The organism is Flavobacterium wongokense (assembly GCF_021608265.1).
In the GTDB taxonomy this organism is placed as follows: Bacteria; Bacteroidota; Bacteroidia; order Flavobacteriales; family Flavobacteriaceae; genus Flavobacterium; species Flavobacterium wongokense.
The window spans coordinates 278,056-298,227 of the sequence record NZ_JAKIHP010000001.1 but is presented as its reverse complement, the minus strand read 5'-3'; the positions used below and the strand labels follow the sequence as shown (position 1 = coordinate 298,227).

The following is a 20,172-nucleotide window of genomic DNA, read 5'->3' as shown; positions in this document are numbered from 1 at the left end:
GATTTGGTTATTTGTGGATTCGGTTATTCGAAAGCAAGCAAAAAACAAAACCAAATAACCGTATAACCCAATAACCGAATTAACATAGAAAATGAAATCACAAGACATTCGTAAACAGTTTTTACAATTCTTCGAATCCAAAGGGCACTTAATCGTTCCTTCGGCGCCTATCGTTCTTAAGGACGATCCAACCCTGATGTTCAACAACTCGGGCATGGCACAATTCAAGGAATTCTTCTTAGGCAATGGAACCCCAAAATGCCCAAGGATAGCCGATACGCAAAAATGCCTTCGTGTTTCAGGAAAGCATAACGATTTGGAAGATGTAGGTTTTGATACCTACCACCACACCATGTTCGAAATGTTGGGTAACTGGTCTTTTGGTGATTATTTCAAAAAAGAGGCTATTAACTGGGCATGGGAATTACTGACTGAAGTTTACAAAATCCCAAAAGAGAATTTATACGTTTCCGTATTTGAAGGAAACCCTGAAGAAAATGTTCCGTTTGACCAGGAAGCTTGGGATATCTGGAAAACCCTAATCGACGAAGACCGTATCATCCTTGGAAACAAAAAAGACAATTTCTGGGAAATGGGTGATCAAGGACCGTGCGGACCATGTTCAGAAATCCATGTTGATTTGAGGACTGAAGAAGAAAAAGCAAAAGTTTCAGGAAAGAGTTTGGTAAATAACGACCATCCGCAGGTTGTCGAAATCTGGAATAATGTTTTCATGGAATTCAACCGTAAGGCTGATGGAAGTTTGGAAAAACTGCCAGCGCAACACGTTGACACCGGAATGGGATTTGAGCGTTTGTGCATGGCGTTACAAGGTAAAACATCCAACTATGACACCGATGTTTTTACACCGCTTATTGAAAAAGTGGAACAAATCACGGGATTGAAATACACTTCCAACGAAGTTAAAAATATATCAGAAGAACAAAATAAAATCAATATTGCCATCCGCGTAATTGTAGACCACGTCCGTGCCGTGGCTTTCGCCATAGCTGACGGGCAATTGCCATCAAATACAGGTGCAGGTTATGTGATCCGTAGAATCCTGCGTCGTGCAATCCGTTACGGGTTTACCTTTTTGGACATCAAAGAGCCATTCATCAACAAACTGGTTGAGGTTCTTGCCAATCAAATGGGCGAATTTTTCCCGGAAATCAAATCGCAACAACAATTGGTTACCAATGTAATCCGTGAAGAGGAAGATTCTTTTTTGAGAACAATTTCAACAGGAATTCTAAAATTAGAAAGCTCAATCAAATTTTTGCAATCTGCTGATAAAATTTCAGTTGATCCATTAAATAAAATAATTTCCGGAACAATGGCTTTCGAATTATATGATACTTATGGATTCCCTTTGGATTTAACACAGTTAATTGCTAAAGAAAATGGCTTTACTGTTGACGAAGTTGGTTTTAATGAGGCAATGAAAGAACAAAAAAATCGTTCACGTAATGCTTCTGAAGTTTCAACAGATGATTGGGTTAAATTTATGGATTATGGGAATAATGTTGTTTCAACAGAATTTGTAGGTTATGATGAAACCCAAACGGGCCCTATTCAAGTACTCCAATATAGAAAAATTGAATCTAAAAAAGATGGTGTTTTATATCAATTAGTTTTAAATAAAACTCCATTTTATCCAGAAGGAGGTGGACAAGTAGGTGATAAAGGATGGTTAGATTTTGGCTCACTCGAAAGTAAAGAAAACGATATTATTGAAGTGATAGATACCAAAAAGGAAAATAATTTAATAATTCACATTACTAAATCATTACCTAAAAATTCTTTAACTCTAGCCACAGCAAAAGTCAATACCGGTTTAAGGACATCGACTTCCAAAAACCACTCTGCTACGCACTTGATGCATTTGGCTTTAAGAACGATTTTGGGAACACATGTTGAGCAGAAAGGATCCTTGGTAAACCCGAACCACCTGCGTTTCGACTTTTCGCATTTCAGCAAGGTTACTGACGAGGAAATCAAAAAAGTGGAAGATTTTGTAAACGCTAGAATTGAAGAGCAGTTACAATTGGTAGAATACAGGAACCTTCCAATCCAGGAAGCGATGGCAAAAGGTGCTATGGCTTTGTTTGGTGAAAAGTATGGCGACAATGTACGTATGATTGAATTTGGAGACAGCCGCGAATTGTGTGGTGGAATCCATGTAAAGAATACCGGTGAAATCTGGCATTTCAAGATTGTGTCCGAAGGTGCAGTTGCTGCAGGAATCCGTCGTATTGAAGCGATTACAGGCGATGCCGTTAAGGATTATTTTGCACAACAGGAGAACGATTTGGATGCGATAAAAGAGACTTTGAAAAATCCACAGGATACCTTGAAAGCAGTAGTTTCGTTGCAGGATGACAATGCCAAACTGAGAAAACAGATTGAGCAGTTATTAAAGGAAAAGGCAAAAGGCTTGAAAGGCGCATTAGCTTCTAAAATTCAGGAAATAAACGGCATTAAATTCTTAGCAGAACAAGTCGATTTAAATGCCGAAGGTGCAAAAGACCTGGCTTATGAACTGGGAACTTTAGGAACTGATTTATTTTTGGTTTTGGCTACAGCCGAAGACGACAAACCGATGTTGAGCTGCTATATTTCTAAGGAATTGGTAGCTGCCAAAAACCTAAACGCCGGAACTGTGGTACGCGAACTTGGAAAATACATTCAAGGTGGCGGTGGCGGACAGCCATTCTTCGCAACTGCAGGAGGAAAGAATGTTGCGGGAATTAAGGAAGCTTTGGAAAAAGCTGTTGAATTTGTTAACTAACATTTAATTGATAAATATGAAAAAAAGATTTTTAATTTTAGGCTTATTGGCAATCTTCTCTATGGGTTGCAGTTCCAGTTCAGATGATGGTGGCTCATTGGCAGTCACTGAAGCACATTTGTTGGGAAAATGGTACCTTATTGGTGTAAAGCATAATAACGAGCCAATGGAAAACGCCGAACATCTTTGCAGTACTTCAAAAGATTTCAATGAGATTTTCAGCAACCACCACATCATTTTCACCGGATATGGAAGCGATTGCCAGCAAAATGATACCCAGGACAGCCAATGGGAGCTTGACAATACTACGTTTAGCATCATTTATAGCGATGGCTTCACTCAGCCTGATGTTTACCAGGTTCAAAACCTTACTGACAGCCAAATGGAGATGAAACAAACAAGCGGTTCAGATGTTTATATTTATTATTTACACAGGCTTTAAAATTCAGTTATAAATAAAAACCCTTCCAATCCGGAAGGGTTTTTTGTTTTATTCTTTTTTACGTTCACCAATCTGCTGGCGCCACATCGCGTAGTACAATCCTTTTTCTTCCAATAAGGCTTCGTGTCTTCCCTGTTCAATGATCCGGCCTTGTTCCAAGACAAAAATCTTATCGGCGTGCATTACCGTTGACAATCGGTGTGCGATTAAAACGGTAATCCTGTTTTTGTCTGAGATGTTTCGGATAGTGGCATTGATTTCTTCTTCGGTAATCGAATCCAAAGCCGAAGTTGCTTCGTCAAAAATCAATAAATGCGGATTTCTCAAGATGGCTCTGGCAATGGACAAACGTTGCTTTTCTCCACCGGAAACCTTGATTCCGCCTTCGCCAATGGTTGAATTCAAACCGTCTTCGGCGCGTTCCAATAATTTATCGCAGCTTGCCCTGTGTAAAACATCCAACAATTCCTCGTCAGTTGCGGTTGGTTTTACAAACAATAAATTTTCGCGTATGGTTCCCGAAAACAATTGTGCGTCCTGGGTCACAAATCCGAGTTGTTTCCTCAAATCCAATAAATCAATTTCAGTCGAATCGATATTATTGTATCGCACATGCCCTTTTGCCGGAGGATATAATCCCACTAAAAGCTTTACCAATGTCGTTTTTCCTGCTCCGGACGGACCGACAAAAGCGACAGTTTCGCCCTGTTTGATATCAAATGTTATGTTTTCAACGGCCGGATGTTTGGCACTTTTATGTTTGAAACTCACATCAGAAAAATGCAGTGCCTGAATTGCACCCACATGTTTGGCGTCTTTTGGGCGGTATTCCTTAGGAGCATTTAGTAATTCCTTGAAATTCTCCATCGAAACCTTGGTTTCATTCAGTGCGATGATAAAAGCACCCAATTCCTGCAATGGCCCAAAAATAAAGAAGGTAAAGAATACCATCGTCAATAAATCGCCGACAATGATTTTGTTGCCAAACAAAAAGTAATACAATGTAAATACCACACAAGTCCTAAGGAAATGAACCGTAGTTCCCTGAATAAAGCTCAGGCTTCGGATAAAACGGATTTTCTGTAATTCGAGCTGCAGGATTTTAAAGGTGTTTAGGTTCAGACGCTTTTCTTCCTGATAGGTCAGCCCCAAACTTTTTACCAATTCGATATTCCGCAAACTTTCGGTCGTAGAACCAGCTAAAGCGTTCGTTTGGGTGACAATCTTTCGGGAAACGATTTTTATTTTTTTACCCAGATAAGAGCTTATGATGGCAATAATCGGAGCTGTAATCAAAAAGATAAGAGAGATTCTGTAATCGATTCTTCCAACATACACAATCACAAAAATAAATCCGATAACCGTTTGGAATATCAATGAAATCGAAAGTGTAATCAGCTTTTCGGAATCGGAACGCACTTTGGTTAATTTGCTCAAAGTCTCACCGCTTCGTTGGTCCTCGAATTCCTCATAAGGCAGGTCGAGCGATTTTTTAATTCCGTCGGTGTACATTTCGGCACCGGTTCTCTGGATGACAATATTGGTAAAATAATCCTGGAAGTTTTTGGTAATCCTCGAAATCATGGCTGCGCCCAATGAAAGCCCAAGCCAAAAACCAACGGCTTTGATAAACCCGATTTCGTTGCCTTTGTATTTGGCGATTCCAACACCACAGTCCTGCATCAGTTTCCCGGTAATGACCGAGTCAGACAAGCTAAAGCAGATATTGATGGCTGCCATCAGTAAGGCAAAGAAGAGCAGTAGTTTATGTTTTTTGAGATAAGCGTATAATAGTTTCATAAGAAGTATAAAATTTTGTGAAACAAAAGTAGAAAATAAAAAGCCAGGCAACTGTTAACGGAATTATATTACTTTATGACGCTATAGACAGATTGGTGTTTGAAATGATTTTGTATTTTTGGGAAATGAACTTTACGACCAAAGTCCCAATAGCAAAATCCAACAATCCGATAGGTTATGAATCCATGATACTGTCTATGGGTTCCTGTTTTGCAGAAAATATGGGTGAAAAGTTCCGTCAGTTTAAATTTCAGGATGTTGTGAATCCGTTTGGGATTATCTTCAATCCGGTTTCAATTGAAAAGCTGGTTTCAAGGATTGTCAACCAGCAAAAGTTTACTGAGCAGGATTTATTCCTTCATAATGATTTGTGGCATTCTTTCGAAATCCACTCCAAGTTCAGCACTCCAAACAAAGAAGGCCAGCTTGAAATCCTAAATGAAATCCTCGACCTCACTTATGAAGTCATCACTGGTGTTACCCATATTATAATTACTTATGGAACATCCTGGGTTTACCGCGATAAATCTTCTGCAGCCATTGTAGCCAATTGCCACAAGGTTCCCCAAAGTCAATTCGATAAGGAAATCCTGTCTGTTGAAACGATTGAAAAATCCATCCAGAACACCATTGACTTAATCCGGAAGGTAAATCCAGACTGTACTTTCATTTTTACCGTTTCGCCTGTACGCCACATCAAGGATGGCTTTGTCGAAAACCAGCGCAGCAAGGCACATTTGATAACGGCAATCCACAACCTACAGCTTCCGTATTTTCCCAGCTACGAAATCATGATGGACGAACTCCGGGATTACCGTTTTTATGCGGATGATTTTTTGCATCCAAGCCCTTTTGCCATTGATTATATCTGGAAGCGTTTTTCGGAAAACTATATTTCGGAAGCCTCCTTTGAAACAATGGTTGAAGTAAACAGCATCCAAAAAGGGTTGTCCCACACCCCTTTTAACCCCGATTCTGAAAACCATCAGAAGTTCCTAAACGCTCTTGATCAAAAGATTGCAAAGCTTCAGGAGCAATTCCCGCATTTTAGGTTTTAGCAAAATACGACAACTGCCGTATTTACTTCATTAGGTTATAGTTATAGGTTTGCCTTGTAACTAACACCTAAAATCATGAAAATTTTTAAAACAGCATTGGCATTTACTTTTTTCCTGTTGTGTACCAATGCAGCCTTAGCCCAAAGACCAGTACTTGCTGATGAGGAAGAGGTTTCTGCAACCGTAACCAAGGAAATTGACGAAGTATTCCAGTCGGAGGATTTTACCAAAAAGAAAAATAAAAAATTCGCTGACATCAAAGGGACGATGGTTGTAGACATCGGCGTTGTCCAAAACGGGAAAGTCTCCTCTTTCTTCAAAGTCGATAGCGACATCAAGAACATTGACTTCATCAATTTCATGTCAGACTATATCCTGCAGCATAAATTCCAGTTTAAACTGCAAAAACAGCAACGATACAAAATTCGTTATACGGCTACATTTTAATAAAACCACAACTAACAATAAAAAACAATAACCATGAAAAAAATTACATTAGTAATGTTAACGCTTGCCTTCGCAGGCACATTACCCGCAACAGCCCAATTTGGGAAATTATTAGGCAAAGGCAAAGGAGCCGGAAAAAAATCGGGCAGTTTTGCTACGGTTTGGGAATCGGAATTTGACAACAAGGCATCTCGATTGGCTTTGTGTGATGGCGATGGACAGTACATCATTGGAACAGACGATAATTCGGCATCGGTAATCAATGCTGAAGGAACGGCAATCTGGAACGGTGATTATAAAAAATTAACGACCAACAAAACCAACAACTCTGAGTACCAATATACAATCTGGAAAGATAAGGGCGGTTACCTATTCCTATTTGATAAAAGAAGTTTGGGAACCGATAGGGTTGCAGTACTCGATTTGGCTTCAGGGAAGGAATTGTGGAATTCTGAATTGTACCAGGATTTGATCCCAAAAGGAACCAACGCTGCAGAAGGAACCGATGAAGGCGAACTGGAAACGGTAAAATACATTGGCGAACTCGATTCGTTTTTAATTTCACAACGAAATTCAGTAATCCTGGTAAAAGCCAACACCGGAGAAAAAGTTTGGGAAACCAACCGTTTCAAAGGTGGTGTCGGAAAGTATATCTATGATTCCAAAAGAAACGAAATCATCATGGTGAACTTCAAACCAACGGCTCTTGGAGCATTGTTTTCGGGATATAAAAACCAATTGGTGCGAATCAATGCATCCAATGGTGACGTGCTTTGGGATGCCACTTTTATGGGAAGCATCGAAAAGGAATTGGTTACAAAAAGAGCAATCATTGATTTATGGATTAAAGGCGACAAAATATTCATGTACCTGGACGGAATCAATGTTTATGATTACAATACGGGCCAGAAAGTATGGAATGTAAATTATGAAAATGATATGCAGGGAGCCAAAGGCGGATTATTCAGCGGTGGAAAACGCTCGCAGATTTACAGAACGATTGCCGATCCGTTATTTACTGATGATGCTGTTTACATTGTGATATTTGGAGGAAGGGACAAAACCAAGTATGTTGAAAAACACGACCTGAATTCAGGGAAACTGATTTGGGCTTCAGAGAAAATTACAGGTGCATTCTGCATGCCGAACATCTACAAAGCCAATGATAAGATTTTGATACAGGTTGGAGGAAAAGTACAGGTTCAGGAGTACAGGCTGGAGGAAACTTCAGGTGGAATTGCAGGCGGATTGAGTACGCTTGGAGGTTTTGGAGGAAGCGTAAAACAATGGGTTCCTTATATTTATTGGGATTATAAAAACCAAAAAAATTCGGTATTGTGCCTCGACGACAAAACGGGTCATACTGCATGGCGTTCTGAAAAATTTGACAAACGCATCACCGATTTGATTTTGGACGAAAACAAAACTGTTTTTGTGGGTGATGGTGATGAATTTTATGGTTACGATATTGCTTCAGGTAATCAATTGTTTGATGTAAAACACAATGATGCCAAAGTAGGAAGAGCTTCTGATGTTATTGATTTTGGAGATAAAGTGGTAGTGCTTTCAGAGAAAGGACTTGCAGCTTACAACAAAAAAGATGGTTCACGTGCCTATGCTTCAGACAAAATAAAAGGAGTGGATTACTTCTATCATATTGGCGATAATTACTTCCTAAGGGATCAGCGCAACAGCAAAAATATCATCTACGGAATCGATATGACCAATGGTGAAACCAAAGGTTCGGTTCAGTCAAAAGGAAAAGGCGGAAGCCCAAAATACGGCTCGGGAATCGACATTACTTCCGATGGTGAATACATCTTTGCCTTTAAAGGCAAAAAAGTAGAGAAAATTAAAGTTAATAATTAAACCTAATAAAAGGGCTGTAACTTAAAAATTACAGCCCTTTTTCAACTTATGAATCGCATGAAAACAATAGTTACTTTTTTAACCTCCTTTCTTTTTTTATTTTCTGTACAGGCGCAACAAGTGCAGTGGGCCAATAAATTGATAAAATATTCTTCCGATTTAGGTGGAAAGCAATTTGGAATCAAAAGGATTTTAGGCAGACCCGATGCATTTCCACAGGCGGGAAGCAGTCCCAATGCGTGGACGCCAAAAAATGCCCTGAACGTAGAATTTGTCGAGGTGAGTTTTGAAAAGCCACAAACCGTAAAGCAGGTAGCGATTTTTGAAAACCTCAATGCGGGCTGTGTTTCGAGGATTGCTGTAGCGAATGCTTCGGGGAAATACCAAATGGTCTGGTCGCGTAATACAAATTATAAAACCCCAACTTTCCGTGGTTCAATTCCTGCCGACCGAAAGTATTATTACAAACGCAAAAGAAGGAAAATCCAGGAAGCGCCTGAAGTCCTGAATCCGGGAATTGAAAATGCCCTACTGGAGAATGCCGTTCCCGATGTGGTTTCGGTAAAGATAGAATTCAATTTTGCCTTACTTCCAGGGCAAAAGCAAATAGATGCCATTGGCATTTCGGATTCTGAAATTCCAATTCAGGCCACTGTAAATACGATTGCTGCTTTTGAAAAACTGCCGGTTCCGAAAACCATAGCATTGGATGGAATCATTCCAACAAATCCAACAATCTCAACCGACGGGAAAACGCTTTTCATTACTGATGTGAGTAAGGAAAAGGACGAAATTTTTTCCTTTACAAAAAACGGAGACAACTGGACAGGAAGGAAATCGGAAACGCAGTTCAATACCAATGCGAACTATAATTATATCGAATATTCCGGAAAGGATTTTTTACTAAAAGGCGGAAATCCGTATGCCAAAGGAAGTAACGAATGCGGCTATGAATTATTTTCAAACAACAATTCGCTTGGTACCATAAAAATTGCAGCATTCAATAATTATGAAGACACTTCGGATGCCACGATAACCGATGATGGCAAAATTTTCATCATTGGCATTGAAACCGATTTTACCCAAGGCGGCACCGATTTGTATTTTACCCAAAAAAAAGAGGATGGAACCTATGGCTTCCTTCAAAATATGGGGAAGGCCGTTAATTCGGCAGCGGATGAAGGCATGGTACAACTATTATCCGATCAAAAAACAATGCTGTTCAGCAGTAACGGGTTTAGTGGTTTTGGTGATTTTGATATCTATGTATCCCATCGTTTGGATGATACCTGGAAAAACTGGTCAGAACCGGTCAATCTCGGAAGCAAAATAAATACCAATGAATTTGACGGCCTGCCATTTTATGATGAAACCGGTGAAACCCTGTATTTTATCACTTCCGTTGACGGAGTGAATGTTCTGAAGTCGGTTGCTCTTGCCAAAGGTTTAATTGCAAACCCACAGTAAGCATCAATATACGGCAACTGCCGTATTGTTTGACTTTGGTTTTCAGGGCAAATTTGTAACATAACTTAAAACAAATAAATCATGAAAACAATTAAACAATTTGGATTAGTACTTGTATTAGCGGTATCAACAATTTTATCATCGTGTAGCAGCAGCGACGGAGATGGAGGCGGAGGAGGAAGTGCTGCGGCAGGAACTATTAAAGCTAAAGCAGGCTCAACCAATTTCACTTCAATGACGGCAGCAACTTTCGCGATGCAGCAAGGAGGAATGCTTATCATCCAGGGAAGCGATGCTAGCGGAAAAGCGATTCAATTAATGCTTACAGGAGTAACTGCAGCAGGAACTTATGAAATCAGCGATACTGCAGGAATCTCAGTAATCGGAAGCTACACTGAAGTAAACCTGAACACGATGTCATCAACAACATGGGCAGCGCCTTTTGAAGGTTCTGGAAATGTAGGATCGATTACCATCAGTGAAATTACGGCTACAACGGTAAAAGGAAACTTTACGTTTACGGGAAAAAACCAAAATGGTTCGGATAACAAAAATGTTACCAACGGAGCATTTAATGTAAACTTCCAAGGTAATTAATCACCTTATCTATCAATTGATTGTTTTGAACTTTAACAGATGACAAATATCCTAGCACTCATTACTGTCCTGTTTTTGGCCCTGATTATTTATCTGGTTTCCAAAATTCAGCTTGACCGGCAAAAATTCCATTCCAGGATTAAGGTTTTGGAGGATTTCATTGTCGAGATCAGTAAGGAGCAAAAAGTTCAAAACAGTCAATTGCAATTATCAGAGGAACTCAGGGAAAAACTAACCCAAATCAATGCAACACTTTCTAAAGATATTTATGAGGTAAATTTCAATTTGGTTGAGGAATTATATCCAAGAAAATAATATATTTATACTGTAATCTCCTCTAAATGAAAAAGCTTTTAGCAACTTTTTTGATTTATACCTTGTGTTTCCAGCTTGGGTTTTCACAGGAAATTGATAAAACATTAGGAAAGGCTTTTACCTCAAAAGATTCATCAGATTACTATTTTAAGATTGCCAAAAGGCAGATAAAGTCCGATAGGGACGAAGCGCAGTTCTATTTCTGCAAAGGCGCAAGGCACGGTGATTACAACCAACTTGACAGCGCAATCTACTACTCCAAAAAAGCAATTGTGGTCTTCGAAAAAATGAAAGACCTCAAAACACTCAACACACTTTACAACAATATCAGTCAGTCCTATAGGAAACAGGGCGAATATGATAAATCCATCCAGGCTTCAATTCTTGGGCTTCAAAATGCCGAAAAGAGTAAAAGTGATTTTTGGATTTTTTACTTCACTGATAACCTTTCGGTGATTTACCACGACTTTGAAAATTTCGACAAAGGGATTTATTATGGTAAAAAAGCATTGGCATTCGCCAAAAAATTAACCAAGGATAGAAATGCCAACATTGCCGGAGCTTTGAATGCCATTGCGATTAGTTATGATGATTCGGGTCGTCCCAACGAAGCTTTGTATTACCACAAACAGGTTTTCAACTACATCAAAGGAAAAGACACGCTGGCTATTGGCCATACCTATAACAACATCGGCAACACCTTATTGAAACAAAAAAAATACAAGGAAGCCGAAAAATGGATTAAGATTGCCGTTGCCATTACCGAGGCAAATGAAAAGGCGCAAGCCGGAAGATATGATGTCGATTTTTACAATAAGGCAACCAATTTTACCAATCTTGCAGTAATCGCTACCAAAACCAAAGAATTTGAAAAGGCAGAACTGTTCCTTAAAAAAGCCAAATTTAATAGTGTAAAAAGCAACAATGCCGAAAAACTACGCGATTATTACAGGGCAGAATATGAGTATAACAAAGAGCGGAACAACCTGCAGAAAACGGTGGAATCGCAGGAACAATATATAAAATTGCGCGATTCGGTTTTTAACAAGAACCGCGATAAATCCTTTTTGGAAATTGAGGCAAAATACCAAAATGAGAAAAAGGAAAAAGAACTTTTGAATAAGGAACTTGAAATCAAAAAGAAGGATACGCAGTCATTGATACTTGCCATTACGATTATTGGGCTTTTGATTATCTGCTTTTTGATTTACCGTCAGCAGAAACTTCAAAACAGCCAGCAGAAACAGGAGTTTGAACTCAAATCGGCTATAGCCAAAATAGAAACACAGAACAAACTACAGGAACAACGCCTACAGATTTCAAGGGATTTGCATGATAATATTGGTTCACAGCTCACCTTCATTATTTCCTCTGTTGACAACATCAAATACGCTTTTGAAATCCAAAATTCCAAACTCGACAACAAACTTTCGAGCATCAGTAATTTTGCGAAATCAACAATCATTGAACTTCGCGATACGATTTGGGCCATGAATAATAGCGAAATTACGTTTGAGGATTTACAAACCCGCATTCATAATTTTGTTGAAAAAGCCAAAGAAGCGAAGCACACCATCAATTTCGATTTCACGATTGAGGAAAGCCTGCTTAGCTCAAAATTCACTTCGATTGAAGGCATGAATATTTACAGGAGTATTCAGGAAGGAGTCAATAACAGCATCAAATACGCTGAAGCACAAAATATTAAAATTGGCATTAAACATCAGAAAGAAAAAATTGTTATAAAAATCCAGGACGACGGGAAAGGATTTGACGCTGAAAAGGTTAAGTTTGGGAATGGAATTGCCAATATGAAAAAGAGGATTGAAGAAATCGGAGGGAAATTTACCATTGCCTCTTCGGAAAAAGGAACTATGATAACCATTGTAATTAAATAATATGAGGGGATTTTTGATTTTATTGCTGTTCAGTTTTTTATCGGCAACAGCACAGCAAAATACCGACGCGGAATGCCGGAAACTGAACGATAGGGCAATGGATATTTATAATGCCAGTCCGGATGAAGCGGCAAAACTATTAAATAAGGCGGAATTATTAGCCAATGATTCTGATGACAATAATCTGAAGGCATTGACCCAAAACAACCTTGCCATACTGGTTAGGATGAAAGGCCAATTCCTTGAATCCAAAAAAATGTCTTTAAAGGCATTGAAACTTGCATCGAAAGGTGCTAAAGTGACGGCGTCCATCTATAACAACATTGGAGCTTGCGACCGTTCATTGGGCAAGTATAAGGAATCGATTATTTCATACCTGAAAGCCCTAAAGATATATGAATCCCAAAAACAGGTCAGGGACCAGGCCATAGTGACCAATAACATCGGTATGGTTTTCAGTTCGATGGAACAATTGGATAAGGCGAAAACCTATCATAGAAAAGCACTGCAATTGTCTACCAGCCTTAACGATAAGAAAGGGATTTCCGAAGCTGTGAATAATCTTGCCATTGCTTTGGCCACTCAGGACAGCCTTGATCAGGCGATGAACTATTTCAGGAAATCACTTCTTATAGAAGAATCATTAAAAGACCAAAAGGGGATTTCGGAATCGCTCAACAATGTAGGCACCATCCATTATTATAAGGCCGATATTGATTCGGCATTATATTATTTTGAAAAATCGGCAACAATTGATTTAAAGATGAACAATCTTTCGGGAGCAGCTGATGGTTACAATAATATCGCTCTTGTTTATTTGGAAAACAAAAAATACGACAAAGCTAAAGAGTTTATCGACCGAGGATATCTCTACGCCAACAAAGCAAAAACGGTATCTACAATTTTAAATTTGCTTGACACCTATAAAAATTATTATGAAGCTACCGGCAATCTGGCTGAAGCCAATAAAAAAATAAAGCAATTCTACACTTTAAAGGACAGCATCCAAAAGGTGTCTAATGTTAAGGATTTAAACGAATTGGAAACCAAATACCAAACGGCAAAAAAAGAGAAGATCATCCTTGAAAAAGAGACCGAGAATAAGAGGAAAACAGCCTGGCTGGTTTTTGTTTCGTTGTTATCGATTTTTATAGCTTCGTTAGGTTTTTTAATTTACAAACAACAAAAACTGAGGAACAAGCAACAGGCGCAGGAGTTCCAACTTAAATCGGCGATTTCGAAAATTGAAACCCAAAATAAACTGCAGGAACAACGCCTACAGATTTCAAGGGATTTGCATGACAATATTGGTTCGCAGCTTACGTTTATCATTTCGTCTGTAGACAATATCAAATATGCCTTTGAAATCCAGAATTCGAAATTAGATAATAAGCTTTCCAGTATTAGCAATTTTGCCAAATCTACTATAATAGAGCTTCGCGATACCATTTGGGCGATGAACAACAGCGAGATTACGTTTGAGGATTTACAGGTCCGCATCCATAATTTTGTTGAAAAAGCGAAAGAGGCCAAACAGGACATCGAATTTAAGTTTACGATTGAGGACGAATTGATGGGGGCAAAATTCACTTCGATTGAAGGAATGAATATTTACAGGACCATTCAGGAAGCGGTCAATAACAGCATCAAATACGCCGAAGCTAAGCATATCAGCATTGATATCAAACATCAGAAAAAGGACATCATCATGGTCATCAGCGATGACGGAAAGGGATTTGATGACAACCAGATAGAATTGGGCAACGGAATAAATAATATGAAAAAACGAATCGCCGATTGCAATGCGACCATAAAATTCAAGACAAAACCTGATGAAGGAACCGAAATAACCATAAAATTTCCGGACAAAATAGGCTGATATGTTTTTTAGCAGCAGGGAGAATACGGCAGATGCCGTATTTTTTTTACGCTTTTATGTCTTCATATTTGTAACGTCAAGTGGTATTGATCAAATGATAAAACAATTAAATTGTTTTTATTGTTGCCCTTTCCAGGCAGCCTGTTTGGAAGGGGCTTTTTTTTAATGATAATATTGCATAACTTCACCTAACTTAAAATTAGAATATGTCAGTAAGGATAGCCATAGTGGATGATAATGTTTTCCTGCAGAAAGCGGTTGCGGAAAAGCTTTCCTTTTTTGACGATCTGGTATTAAAATTCACTGCTATTGACGGGAATGATTTACAGCAAAAGGTGGAAAAAAACAAAAACATCGATTTGATATTGATGGATATTGAAATGCCTGTCTGCAACGGAATTGAAGCCACAAAAATCATCAAGTCGAAATATCCTCAAATCAAAATCATAATGCTTACGGTGTTTGATAACGACGAGAATATTTTCAACGCGATAAAGGCAGGAGCTGATGGTTATTTATTGAAAGAAGTTAACCCAAACGAGTTGTACCAGGGAATACAGGAAACCTTAAATGGCGGTGCAGCGATGAATCCGTCTATAGCTTTAAAAACGCTCAAACTCCTTCGGAATCCGGTTAATTTTGAGCAGAAAACGGATGAAGATATCAAACTCACTACACGCGAAGTTGAGGTCTTAGAGCAACTGAGCAAAGGTTTGAATTACAATGTCATTGCTGATAATCTCTTTCTTTCTCCTTCAACAGTTAGGAAGCATATCGAAAATATCTACAACAAACTCCAGGTTCACAATAAGCTTGAAGCTATTGAAAAAGCCAGGAACAACAATCTGATTTAAAGTGTTTTGCTTTCAAAACCTTTAAACCTTCGATAATAAATTTGTAGTTTGTTATTTTTTTTTTTGAGAATCATCTCGTCCTTGACGGGATGTTTTCTTTTTGGATTAAACCAATTCTCCTTTAAAGATTAACTCCAATCCACCAGAAATCAAATGCGCAATTTCAGGACGTCTGAGTTTAACACTTTCCAAATGGTTTAAGGTCTTTTGCAATAAATCGGGATCTTTATCATGAGCCAATTCAGCAATTTCAACACTAAGAAGCCAGTCATTTGGATGATGTGCAGTTACAGAAGCAAAAGCTTCCTTTAAAGTTACCTGCGCTATTTGACCAAGCCTTAACTGTCTTACGGCCAAATATAAGCCTTCAAGTTCTTCACGTTCCGGAGATTTTTTAGCTTTGATGGTTTTGCTTGAAGGAACGTGACTAATCATGTCAAAACTATTCACATCGGCCGGACCTGAAAAAGCAGAGATTACTTTTTTACCCACAGCCATATCGTAAATTCCCCATTCAGGCTGGAATAGAACAGTATCATTGTGGGTTACGGTACAGTTTTTAAAGCTAATGATGATGATTTCGCCCTGAAGATTACGCGAACCTGTAATGATTTCTCCTGAAACGGTAATGTTTCCTTCAAATTCAAGCGTTACTTTTTCGGCTTCGTAAATATCGTAAGCACGTAAATCACGCGGACTCATATCTTCAATCGCAAGGTTGATTCCTTTTAATTTTCCAATAGGTGAACCAAAACCTTCAGCATGGTATTGTGTTCCGTGGCCAACCAATTCCTTTTCACGGTAAGACAACGCTGTTTTTCCTGTGGTTTGGACATATACCGGTTTTCCTTCTTCTTCAATCACGTTGGTAAACACACCCGAAATCTGTAAACCGGTACTTAGTTCAATAGTTCCTAAAGCATTGGACTGAATCAGTTTTTTTAAACTTGATAATCCACCAGTTCTAAGTGCCATGGTACTGGCGTATTCTTCCAAAACCTGGCTCAAATAAGCAAAATCGGGAGTTACGTATAATTGGGGTTGCGGTTTTGTAATGTCAAAACTTTGGTCAGCAGCCGAAATATCATAAGGGATTTTCTTTACGGCATCGGTCATGCACCAGGCACTTTCGCCAATGGACGACAACAATCCGGCACCATATATTTTTGGGTTGTCCACACTTCCAATCAGGCCATATTCCACAGTCCACCAATGTAGGTTTCGGATACGTGCCATTTCAGATAATTCGCCCATATTGTTCTGCAAAAAGTCAACCTGTGCAGCAGCTGCATCAATATCAGCTTGCGGCGTTCCTTCAGCTTCCTTTAAAATAGAAAGCAAACGGATTGCTTCATACATTTCGTAATCCCGAGAAGACGAAATCGCCTTGCAGCCAATTTCACCAAAACGACGCAGGTATTCTGCATATTCCGGATTGGCAATGATAGGAGCGTGGCCTGCACCTTCGTGGATAATGTCCGGAGCGGGCGTATATTCAATATGTTCTAACTGACGGATATCGGAAGCAATTACAAGTACATTGTAGGCCTGGAATTCCATAAAGGCATTGGGCGGAATAAATCCGTCAACAGCAACGGCAGCCCAGCCTATTTCCTTTAGGATTCGGTTCATGCCATACATATTCGGAATATTGTCAACTTCCAAACCTGTTTTTTTCAAACCGTCGAGGTAAGAATTGTGTGCTACTTTTGAAAGGTAATCGACATTTTTACGCATCACATATCGCCAAACTGCCTGGTTAATCGGAGTGTAATCCTCGTAATCCTGTGGCTTTATGAATTGCTTCAGATGCTTTGGTAATCTGTCAATCAATGGGTTACTTTCAAATGCCTGTTCCATAATATTTTAGCTGTTGTTGTGGGTAAATTTACAAATCTTAGCTATAACAATTGTTATAAATAACCTAAAACTTGATGAATTTTTAGGAGCCAATCCGGCTTTCCGCTGTATCTTTTTTAGGAATATTGTCATTCCTAAAAAAGGATGCCGCTACAATCCGGGCTAAAAAAAACCGCAACTTTCGTTACGGTTTGATTTGTTCGGGACAACCTAATCATTTCTTTTTTGGAGGGTATTGTTCCAAAATCCTGGAAACAAACTCCTTAATCTTTTCGTCTTTTTTCTCGGTGTCTTTGGTTAAGGCGCCTTGTCCTTCACCCTGCCAGATGAGTTCTTTTTTCTTGGCATCGATAATATCGATGTATAAAGTTCCTTCTGTATATCGTGAAACTGAAGTGTTTCCTCCCCATAAATAAGGGTTCCAGCCGTAACCCCAGCCATAACCCCAGCCAGCATTGTACTGGCTTACATTAACCTGTTCCCTTTCTTTGGTAAAAAAGGCAATCAGCAAATCGGGATTGTCGCTTTTGGTAAACCCTTTTGAAGTCATTACTTCGTCTATCGAGCGAAGGATTCGTTTCTTGTCTAAATCAGAAATCTCCGCTTTGTCAACTCCGGCTTTATGAAAAGCAAAAGTCTTGTATGGTGAAAAATCTACTTTTTTATCATAATCAGAATTCACGCTGACCGAACAGCAGGAAGAAGCGATAAAGAGTAGGAGTACCGGTAAAATTTTGAATGTGTTCATAGCTATTTGTATTAAAGTTTTCCAAATCAGGATTTTAGTTCGGAATCAGAAACCTTAATTCAAAACTAAAACAACGAATCGTCGACTATGTTAGGGATGGTAACTTTCAATAAAGGTTGCGTTTCCATGGCTCTTTTTATTGCAAAAATTGCTCCTTCATTCCGAGCCCAGTTCCTTCTTGAAATTCCGTTATTCACATCCCAGAAAAGCATTGATTCTAAGCGTCTTGACGCGTCGCTTGACCCATCAAGAACCATACCAAATCCGCCGTTGATGACCTCTCCCCAGCCAACGCCACCACCATTGTGAATGGAAACCCAGGTTGCCCCACGGAAACTGTCTCCAATCACATTTTGTATTGCCATATCGGCAGTAAAACGCGAACCATCATAAATGTTCGAAGTCTCTCTGTAAGGCGAATCCGTTCCGGAAACATCATGGTGGTCACGGCCCAAAACCACATAACCAATTTCGCCATTTGCTATGGCTTTGTTGAAAGCCTGCGCGATTTTGATTCTCCCTTCAGCGTCTGCGTATAATATCCGGGCTTGTGAGCCAACGACTAATTTATTTTCCTGTGCACCTTTGATCCACTGAATGTTATCGGCCATTTGCTGCTTGATTTCGGAAGGAGAATTTTTCATCATTTCTTCTAAAACATCGCAGGCAATTTTATCGGTTTTTGCCAAATCTTCCGGATTTCCTGAAGTACAAACCCAACGGAAAGGACCGAAACCATAGTCGAAACACATTGGCCCCATAATGTCCTGAACATAACTCGGGTATTTGAAGTCAATGCCATTTGGAGCCATAACATCAGCACCAGCGCGGGAAGCTTCGAGTAGGAATGCATTTCCATAATCAAAGAAATAGGTTCCTTTTTCAGTGTGTTTGTTGATTGCTTTTGCATGACGGCGTAATGTTTTTTGAACTTCTTCCTTGAATTTTGCCGGATTGTTTGCCATCATCTCGTTGGCATCCTCAAAGGAAATACCAACAGGATAATAACCGCCAGCCCAAGGATTGTGAAGCGAAGTCTGGTCGGAACCCAAATCGATTTTCAGGTTTTCCTGATCGAAACGTTCCCAAACATCAACTATATTCCCGAGGTAAGCGATAGAAACCGTTTCCTGATTACTCAGTGCTTTTTTGACTCTTGGAACCAGTTCGTTGATGTCTTCTACAATTTCGTTAATCCAGCCTTGTGAATGACGGATGTGCGTGATTTTCGGATTTACTTCGGCACAAACGGTAACACAGCCCGCAATATTTCCTGCTTTTGGCTGAGCGCCTGACATTCCACCTAATCCAGAAGTTACGAATAAACCGCCTTTCGGCACTTTTTTGATTTTTCTGAAACCATTCAAAACGGTAATTGTGGTTCCGTGAACGATTCCCTGCGGGCCAATGTACATATAACTTCCGGCGGTCATTTGCCCATATTGCGAGACTCCGAGTGCGTTCATTTTTTCCCAGTCGTCCGGTTTGGAGTAATTTGGGATTACCATTCCGTTGGTCACAACGCAACGAGGAGCATCTTTGTGCGATGGATACAATCCCATTGGATGACCGGAATATATGGTAAGTGTTTGCTCATCGGTCATTTCAGATAAATATTTCATCGTCAGAAGATACTGTGCCCAGTTTTGAAAAACGGCGCCATTTCCTCCATAAGTGATGAGTTCGTGCGGATGTTGTGCTACAGCGTAATCCAGGTTGTTCTGAATCATCAGCATGATGGCTTTTGCCTGTTCTGATTTTCCGGGATACTCGGAAATTGGTCGGGCATGCATTCTATAATCCGGGCGGAAGCGGTACATGTAAATGCGGCCGTATTTTTCCAATTCTTCCTTGAATTCCGGCAATAAAGTCGCGTGATGTTGCGGTTCGAAATAACGCAAAGCATTTTTCAGGGCTAATTTTTTTTCGTCATCCGATAGGATTTCCTTTCGTTTTGGCGCGTGGTTTATCTCGAGTTCATAAGGTTTTGGATTGGGTAAAACGGATGGAATTCCTTGTTGTATTTGCTCTTGAAAAGTCATTTTTATTCTTTTGAGTTGCAAAGTTGCAAAGTTGCAAAGTTGCAGAGTTTTTATTTTTTGAGTTACAAAGTTACAGAGTTTCAAAGTTGCAGAGTTTTTGTTTTT

At 39.4% G+C, this 20,172-nt stretch carries 15 protein-coding genes; 11 read left to right on the top strand and 4 right to left on the bottom strand.

The genetic code is table 11. The annotated features are described in order from the left end of the window. Positions 1–91 precede the first annotated feature (91 nt). Together alaS and L1S31_RS01135 are read left to right on the top strand one after the other, a co-directional pair. On the top strand, positions 92–2,791 hold the full coding sequence (gene alaS, locus L1S31_RS01140; protein ID WP_236461042.1) for an alanine--tRNA ligase: 2,700 nt from the start codon (positions 92–94) through the stop codon (positions 2,789–2,791). Between the two features lie 16 nt (positions 2,792–2,807). Continuing rightward, positions 2,808–3,233, top strand: coding sequence for a lipocalin-like domain-containing protein (locus L1S31_RS01135; protein ID WP_236461040.1), 426 nt, complete (start codon positions 2,808–2,810; stop codon positions 3,231–3,233). A gap of 48 nt (positions 3,234–3,281) precedes the next feature. Here the strand turns inward: L1S31_RS01135 and L1S31_RS01130 are convergent, their stop codons facing one another. Next, positions 3,282–5,033, bottom strand: coding sequence for an ABC transporter ATP-binding protein (locus tag L1S31_RS01130; protein ID WP_236461037.1), 1,752 nt, complete (start codon positions 5,031–5,033; stop codon positions 3,282–3,284). 125 nt (positions 5,034–5,158) lie between these two features. On the opposite strand from L1S31_RS01130, the gene L1S31_RS01125 reads away from it, so the two are divergent. The 9 genes from L1S31_RS01125 to L1S31_RS01085 all read left to right on the top strand — a co-directional run bounded on the left by L1S31_RS01125 (position 5,159) and on the right by L1S31_RS01085 (position 15,417). Beyond that, on the top strand, positions 5,159–6,091 hold the full coding sequence (locus L1S31_RS01125; RefSeq protein ID WP_236461034.1) for a GSCFA domain-containing protein: 933 nt from the start codon (positions 5,159–5,161) through the stop codon (positions 6,089–6,091). A 75-nt stretch (positions 6,092–6,166) separates the two neighbouring features. Beyond that, positions 6,167–6,538, top strand: a complete 372-nt coding sequence (locus L1S31_RS01120; protein WP_236461032.1) for a hypothetical protein — start codon at positions 6,167–6,169, stop codon at positions 6,536–6,538. A gap of 33 nt (positions 6,539–6,571) precedes the next feature. Next, positions 6,572–8,407, top strand: a complete 1,836-nt coding sequence (locus tag L1S31_RS01115) for an outer membrane protein assembly factor BamB family protein (RefSeq protein WP_236461025.1) — start codon at positions 6,572–6,574, stop codon at positions 8,405–8,407. A gap of 57 nt (positions 8,408–8,464) precedes the next feature. Beyond that, complete coding sequence (locus L1S31_RS01110) at positions 8,465–9,874, top strand: hypothetical protein (RefSeq protein ID WP_236461023.1); 1,410 nt, start codon at positions 8,465–8,467, stop codon at positions 9,872–9,874. 81 nt (positions 9,875–9,955) lie between these two features. Further along, on the top strand, positions 9,956–10,471 hold the full coding sequence (locus L1S31_RS01105) for a DUF6252 domain-containing protein (RefSeq protein WP_236461010.1): 516 nt from the start codon (positions 9,956–9,958) through the stop codon (positions 10,469–10,471). 39 nt (positions 10,472–10,510) lie between these two features. Further along, a complete protein-coding gene (locus L1S31_RS01100; protein WP_236461007.1) occupies positions 10,511–10,786 on the top strand; it encodes a hypothetical protein in 276 nt (91 codons plus the stop codon). Between the two features lie 26 nt (positions 10,787–10,812). After that, a complete protein-coding gene (locus tag L1S31_RS01095; protein WP_236460998.1) occupies positions 10,813–12,684 on the top strand; it encodes a tetratricopeptide repeat-containing sensor histidine kinase in 1,872 nt (623 codons plus the stop codon). Between the two features lies 1 nt (position 12,685). Then, positions 12,686–14,563, top strand: a complete 1,878-nt coding sequence (locus L1S31_RS01090; RefSeq protein ID WP_236460996.1) for a tetratricopeptide repeat-containing sensor histidine kinase — start codon at positions 12,686–12,688, stop codon at positions 14,561–14,563. A gap of 206 nt (positions 14,564–14,769) precedes the next feature. Beyond that, positions 14,770–15,417 (top strand): response regulator, encoded by a 648-nt coding sequence (locus tag L1S31_RS01085; protein ID WP_236460985.1) that lies wholly within the window; start codon positions 14,770–14,772, stop codon positions 15,415–15,417. Between the two features lie 105 nt (positions 15,418–15,522). On the opposite strand, the gene L1S31_RS01080 is transcribed toward L1S31_RS01085, so the two are convergent. The 3 genes from L1S31_RS01080 to hutU all read right to left on the bottom strand — a co-directional run bounded on the left by L1S31_RS01080 (position 15,523) and on the right by hutU (position 20,067). Beyond that, entirely contained in the window at positions 15,523–17,277 is a 1,755-nt protein-coding gene (locus tag L1S31_RS01080; protein ID WP_236460984.1) for an aromatic amino acid hydroxylase, read from the bottom strand. Positions 17,278–17,491: 214 nt separating this feature from the next. Beyond that, positions 17,492–18,025, bottom strand: a complete 534-nt coding sequence (locus tag L1S31_RS01075) for a DUF4136 domain-containing protein (RefSeq protein WP_236460974.1) — start codon at positions 18,023–18,025, stop codon at positions 17,492–17,494. 65 nt (positions 18,026–18,090) lie between these two features. Further along, positions 18,091–20,067: a urocanate hydratase gene (gene hutU / locus L1S31_RS01070; RefSeq protein ID WP_236460963.1), complete on the bottom strand. Its 1,977-nt coding sequence runs from the start codon at positions 20,065–20,067 to the stop codon at positions 18,091–18,093. Positions 20,068–20,172: the final 105 nt, after the last annotated feature.

Bases quoted from the DNA above. Each gene is read 5' to 3' on its own strand.
- alaS (WP_236461042.1), top strand. From the start codon at position 92: ATGAAATCACAAGACATTCGTAAACAGTTTTTACAATTCTTCGAATCC.
- L1S31_RS01135 (WP_236461040.1), top strand. From the start codon at position 2,808: ATGAAAAAAAGATTTTTAATTTTAGGCTTATTGGCAATCTTCTCTATG.
- L1S31_RS01130 (WP_236461037.1), bottom strand. From the start codon at position 5,033: ATGAAACTATTATACGCTTATCTCAAAAAACATAAACTACTGCTCTTC.
- L1S31_RS01125 (WP_236461034.1), top strand. From the start codon at position 5,159: ATGAACTTTACGACCAAAGTCCCAATAGCAAAATCCAACAATCCGATA.
- L1S31_RS01120 (WP_236461032.1), top strand. From the start codon at position 6,167: ATGAAAATTTTTAAAACAGCATTGGCATTTACTTTTTTCCTGTTGTGT.
- L1S31_RS01115 (WP_236461025.1), top strand. From the start codon at position 6,572: ATGAAAAAAATTACATTAGTAATGTTAACGCTTGCCTTCGCAGGCACA.
- L1S31_RS01110 (WP_236461023.1), top strand. From the start codon at position 8,465: ATGAAAACAATAGTTACTTTTTTAACCTCCTTTCTTTTTTTATTTTCT.
- L1S31_RS01105 (WP_236461010.1), top strand. From the start codon at position 9,956: ATGAAAACAATTAAACAATTTGGATTAGTACTTGTATTAGCGGTATCA.
- L1S31_RS01100 (WP_236461007.1), top strand. From the start codon at position 10,511: ATGACAAATATCCTAGCACTCATTACTGTCCTGTTTTTGGCCCTGATT.
- L1S31_RS01095 (WP_236460998.1), top strand. From the start codon at position 10,813: ATGAAAAAGCTTTTAGCAACTTTTTTGATTTATACCTTGTGTTTCCAG.
- L1S31_RS01090 (WP_236460996.1), top strand. From the start codon at position 12,686: ATGAGGGGATTTTTGATTTTATTGCTGTTCAGTTTTTTATCGGCAACA.
- L1S31_RS01085 (WP_236460985.1), top strand. From the start codon at position 14,770: ATGTCAGTAAGGATAGCCATAGTGGATGATAATGTTTTCCTGCAGAAA.
- L1S31_RS01080 (WP_236460984.1), bottom strand. From the start codon at position 17,277: ATGGAACAGGCATTTGAAAGTAACCCATTGATTGACAGATTACCAAAG.
- L1S31_RS01075 (WP_236460974.1), bottom strand. From the start codon at position 18,025: ATGAACACATTCAAAATTTTACCGGTACTCCTACTCTTTATCGCTTCT.
- hutU (WP_236460963.1), bottom strand. From the start codon at position 20,067: ATGACTTTTCAAGAGCAAATACAACAAGGAATTCCATCCGTTTTACCC.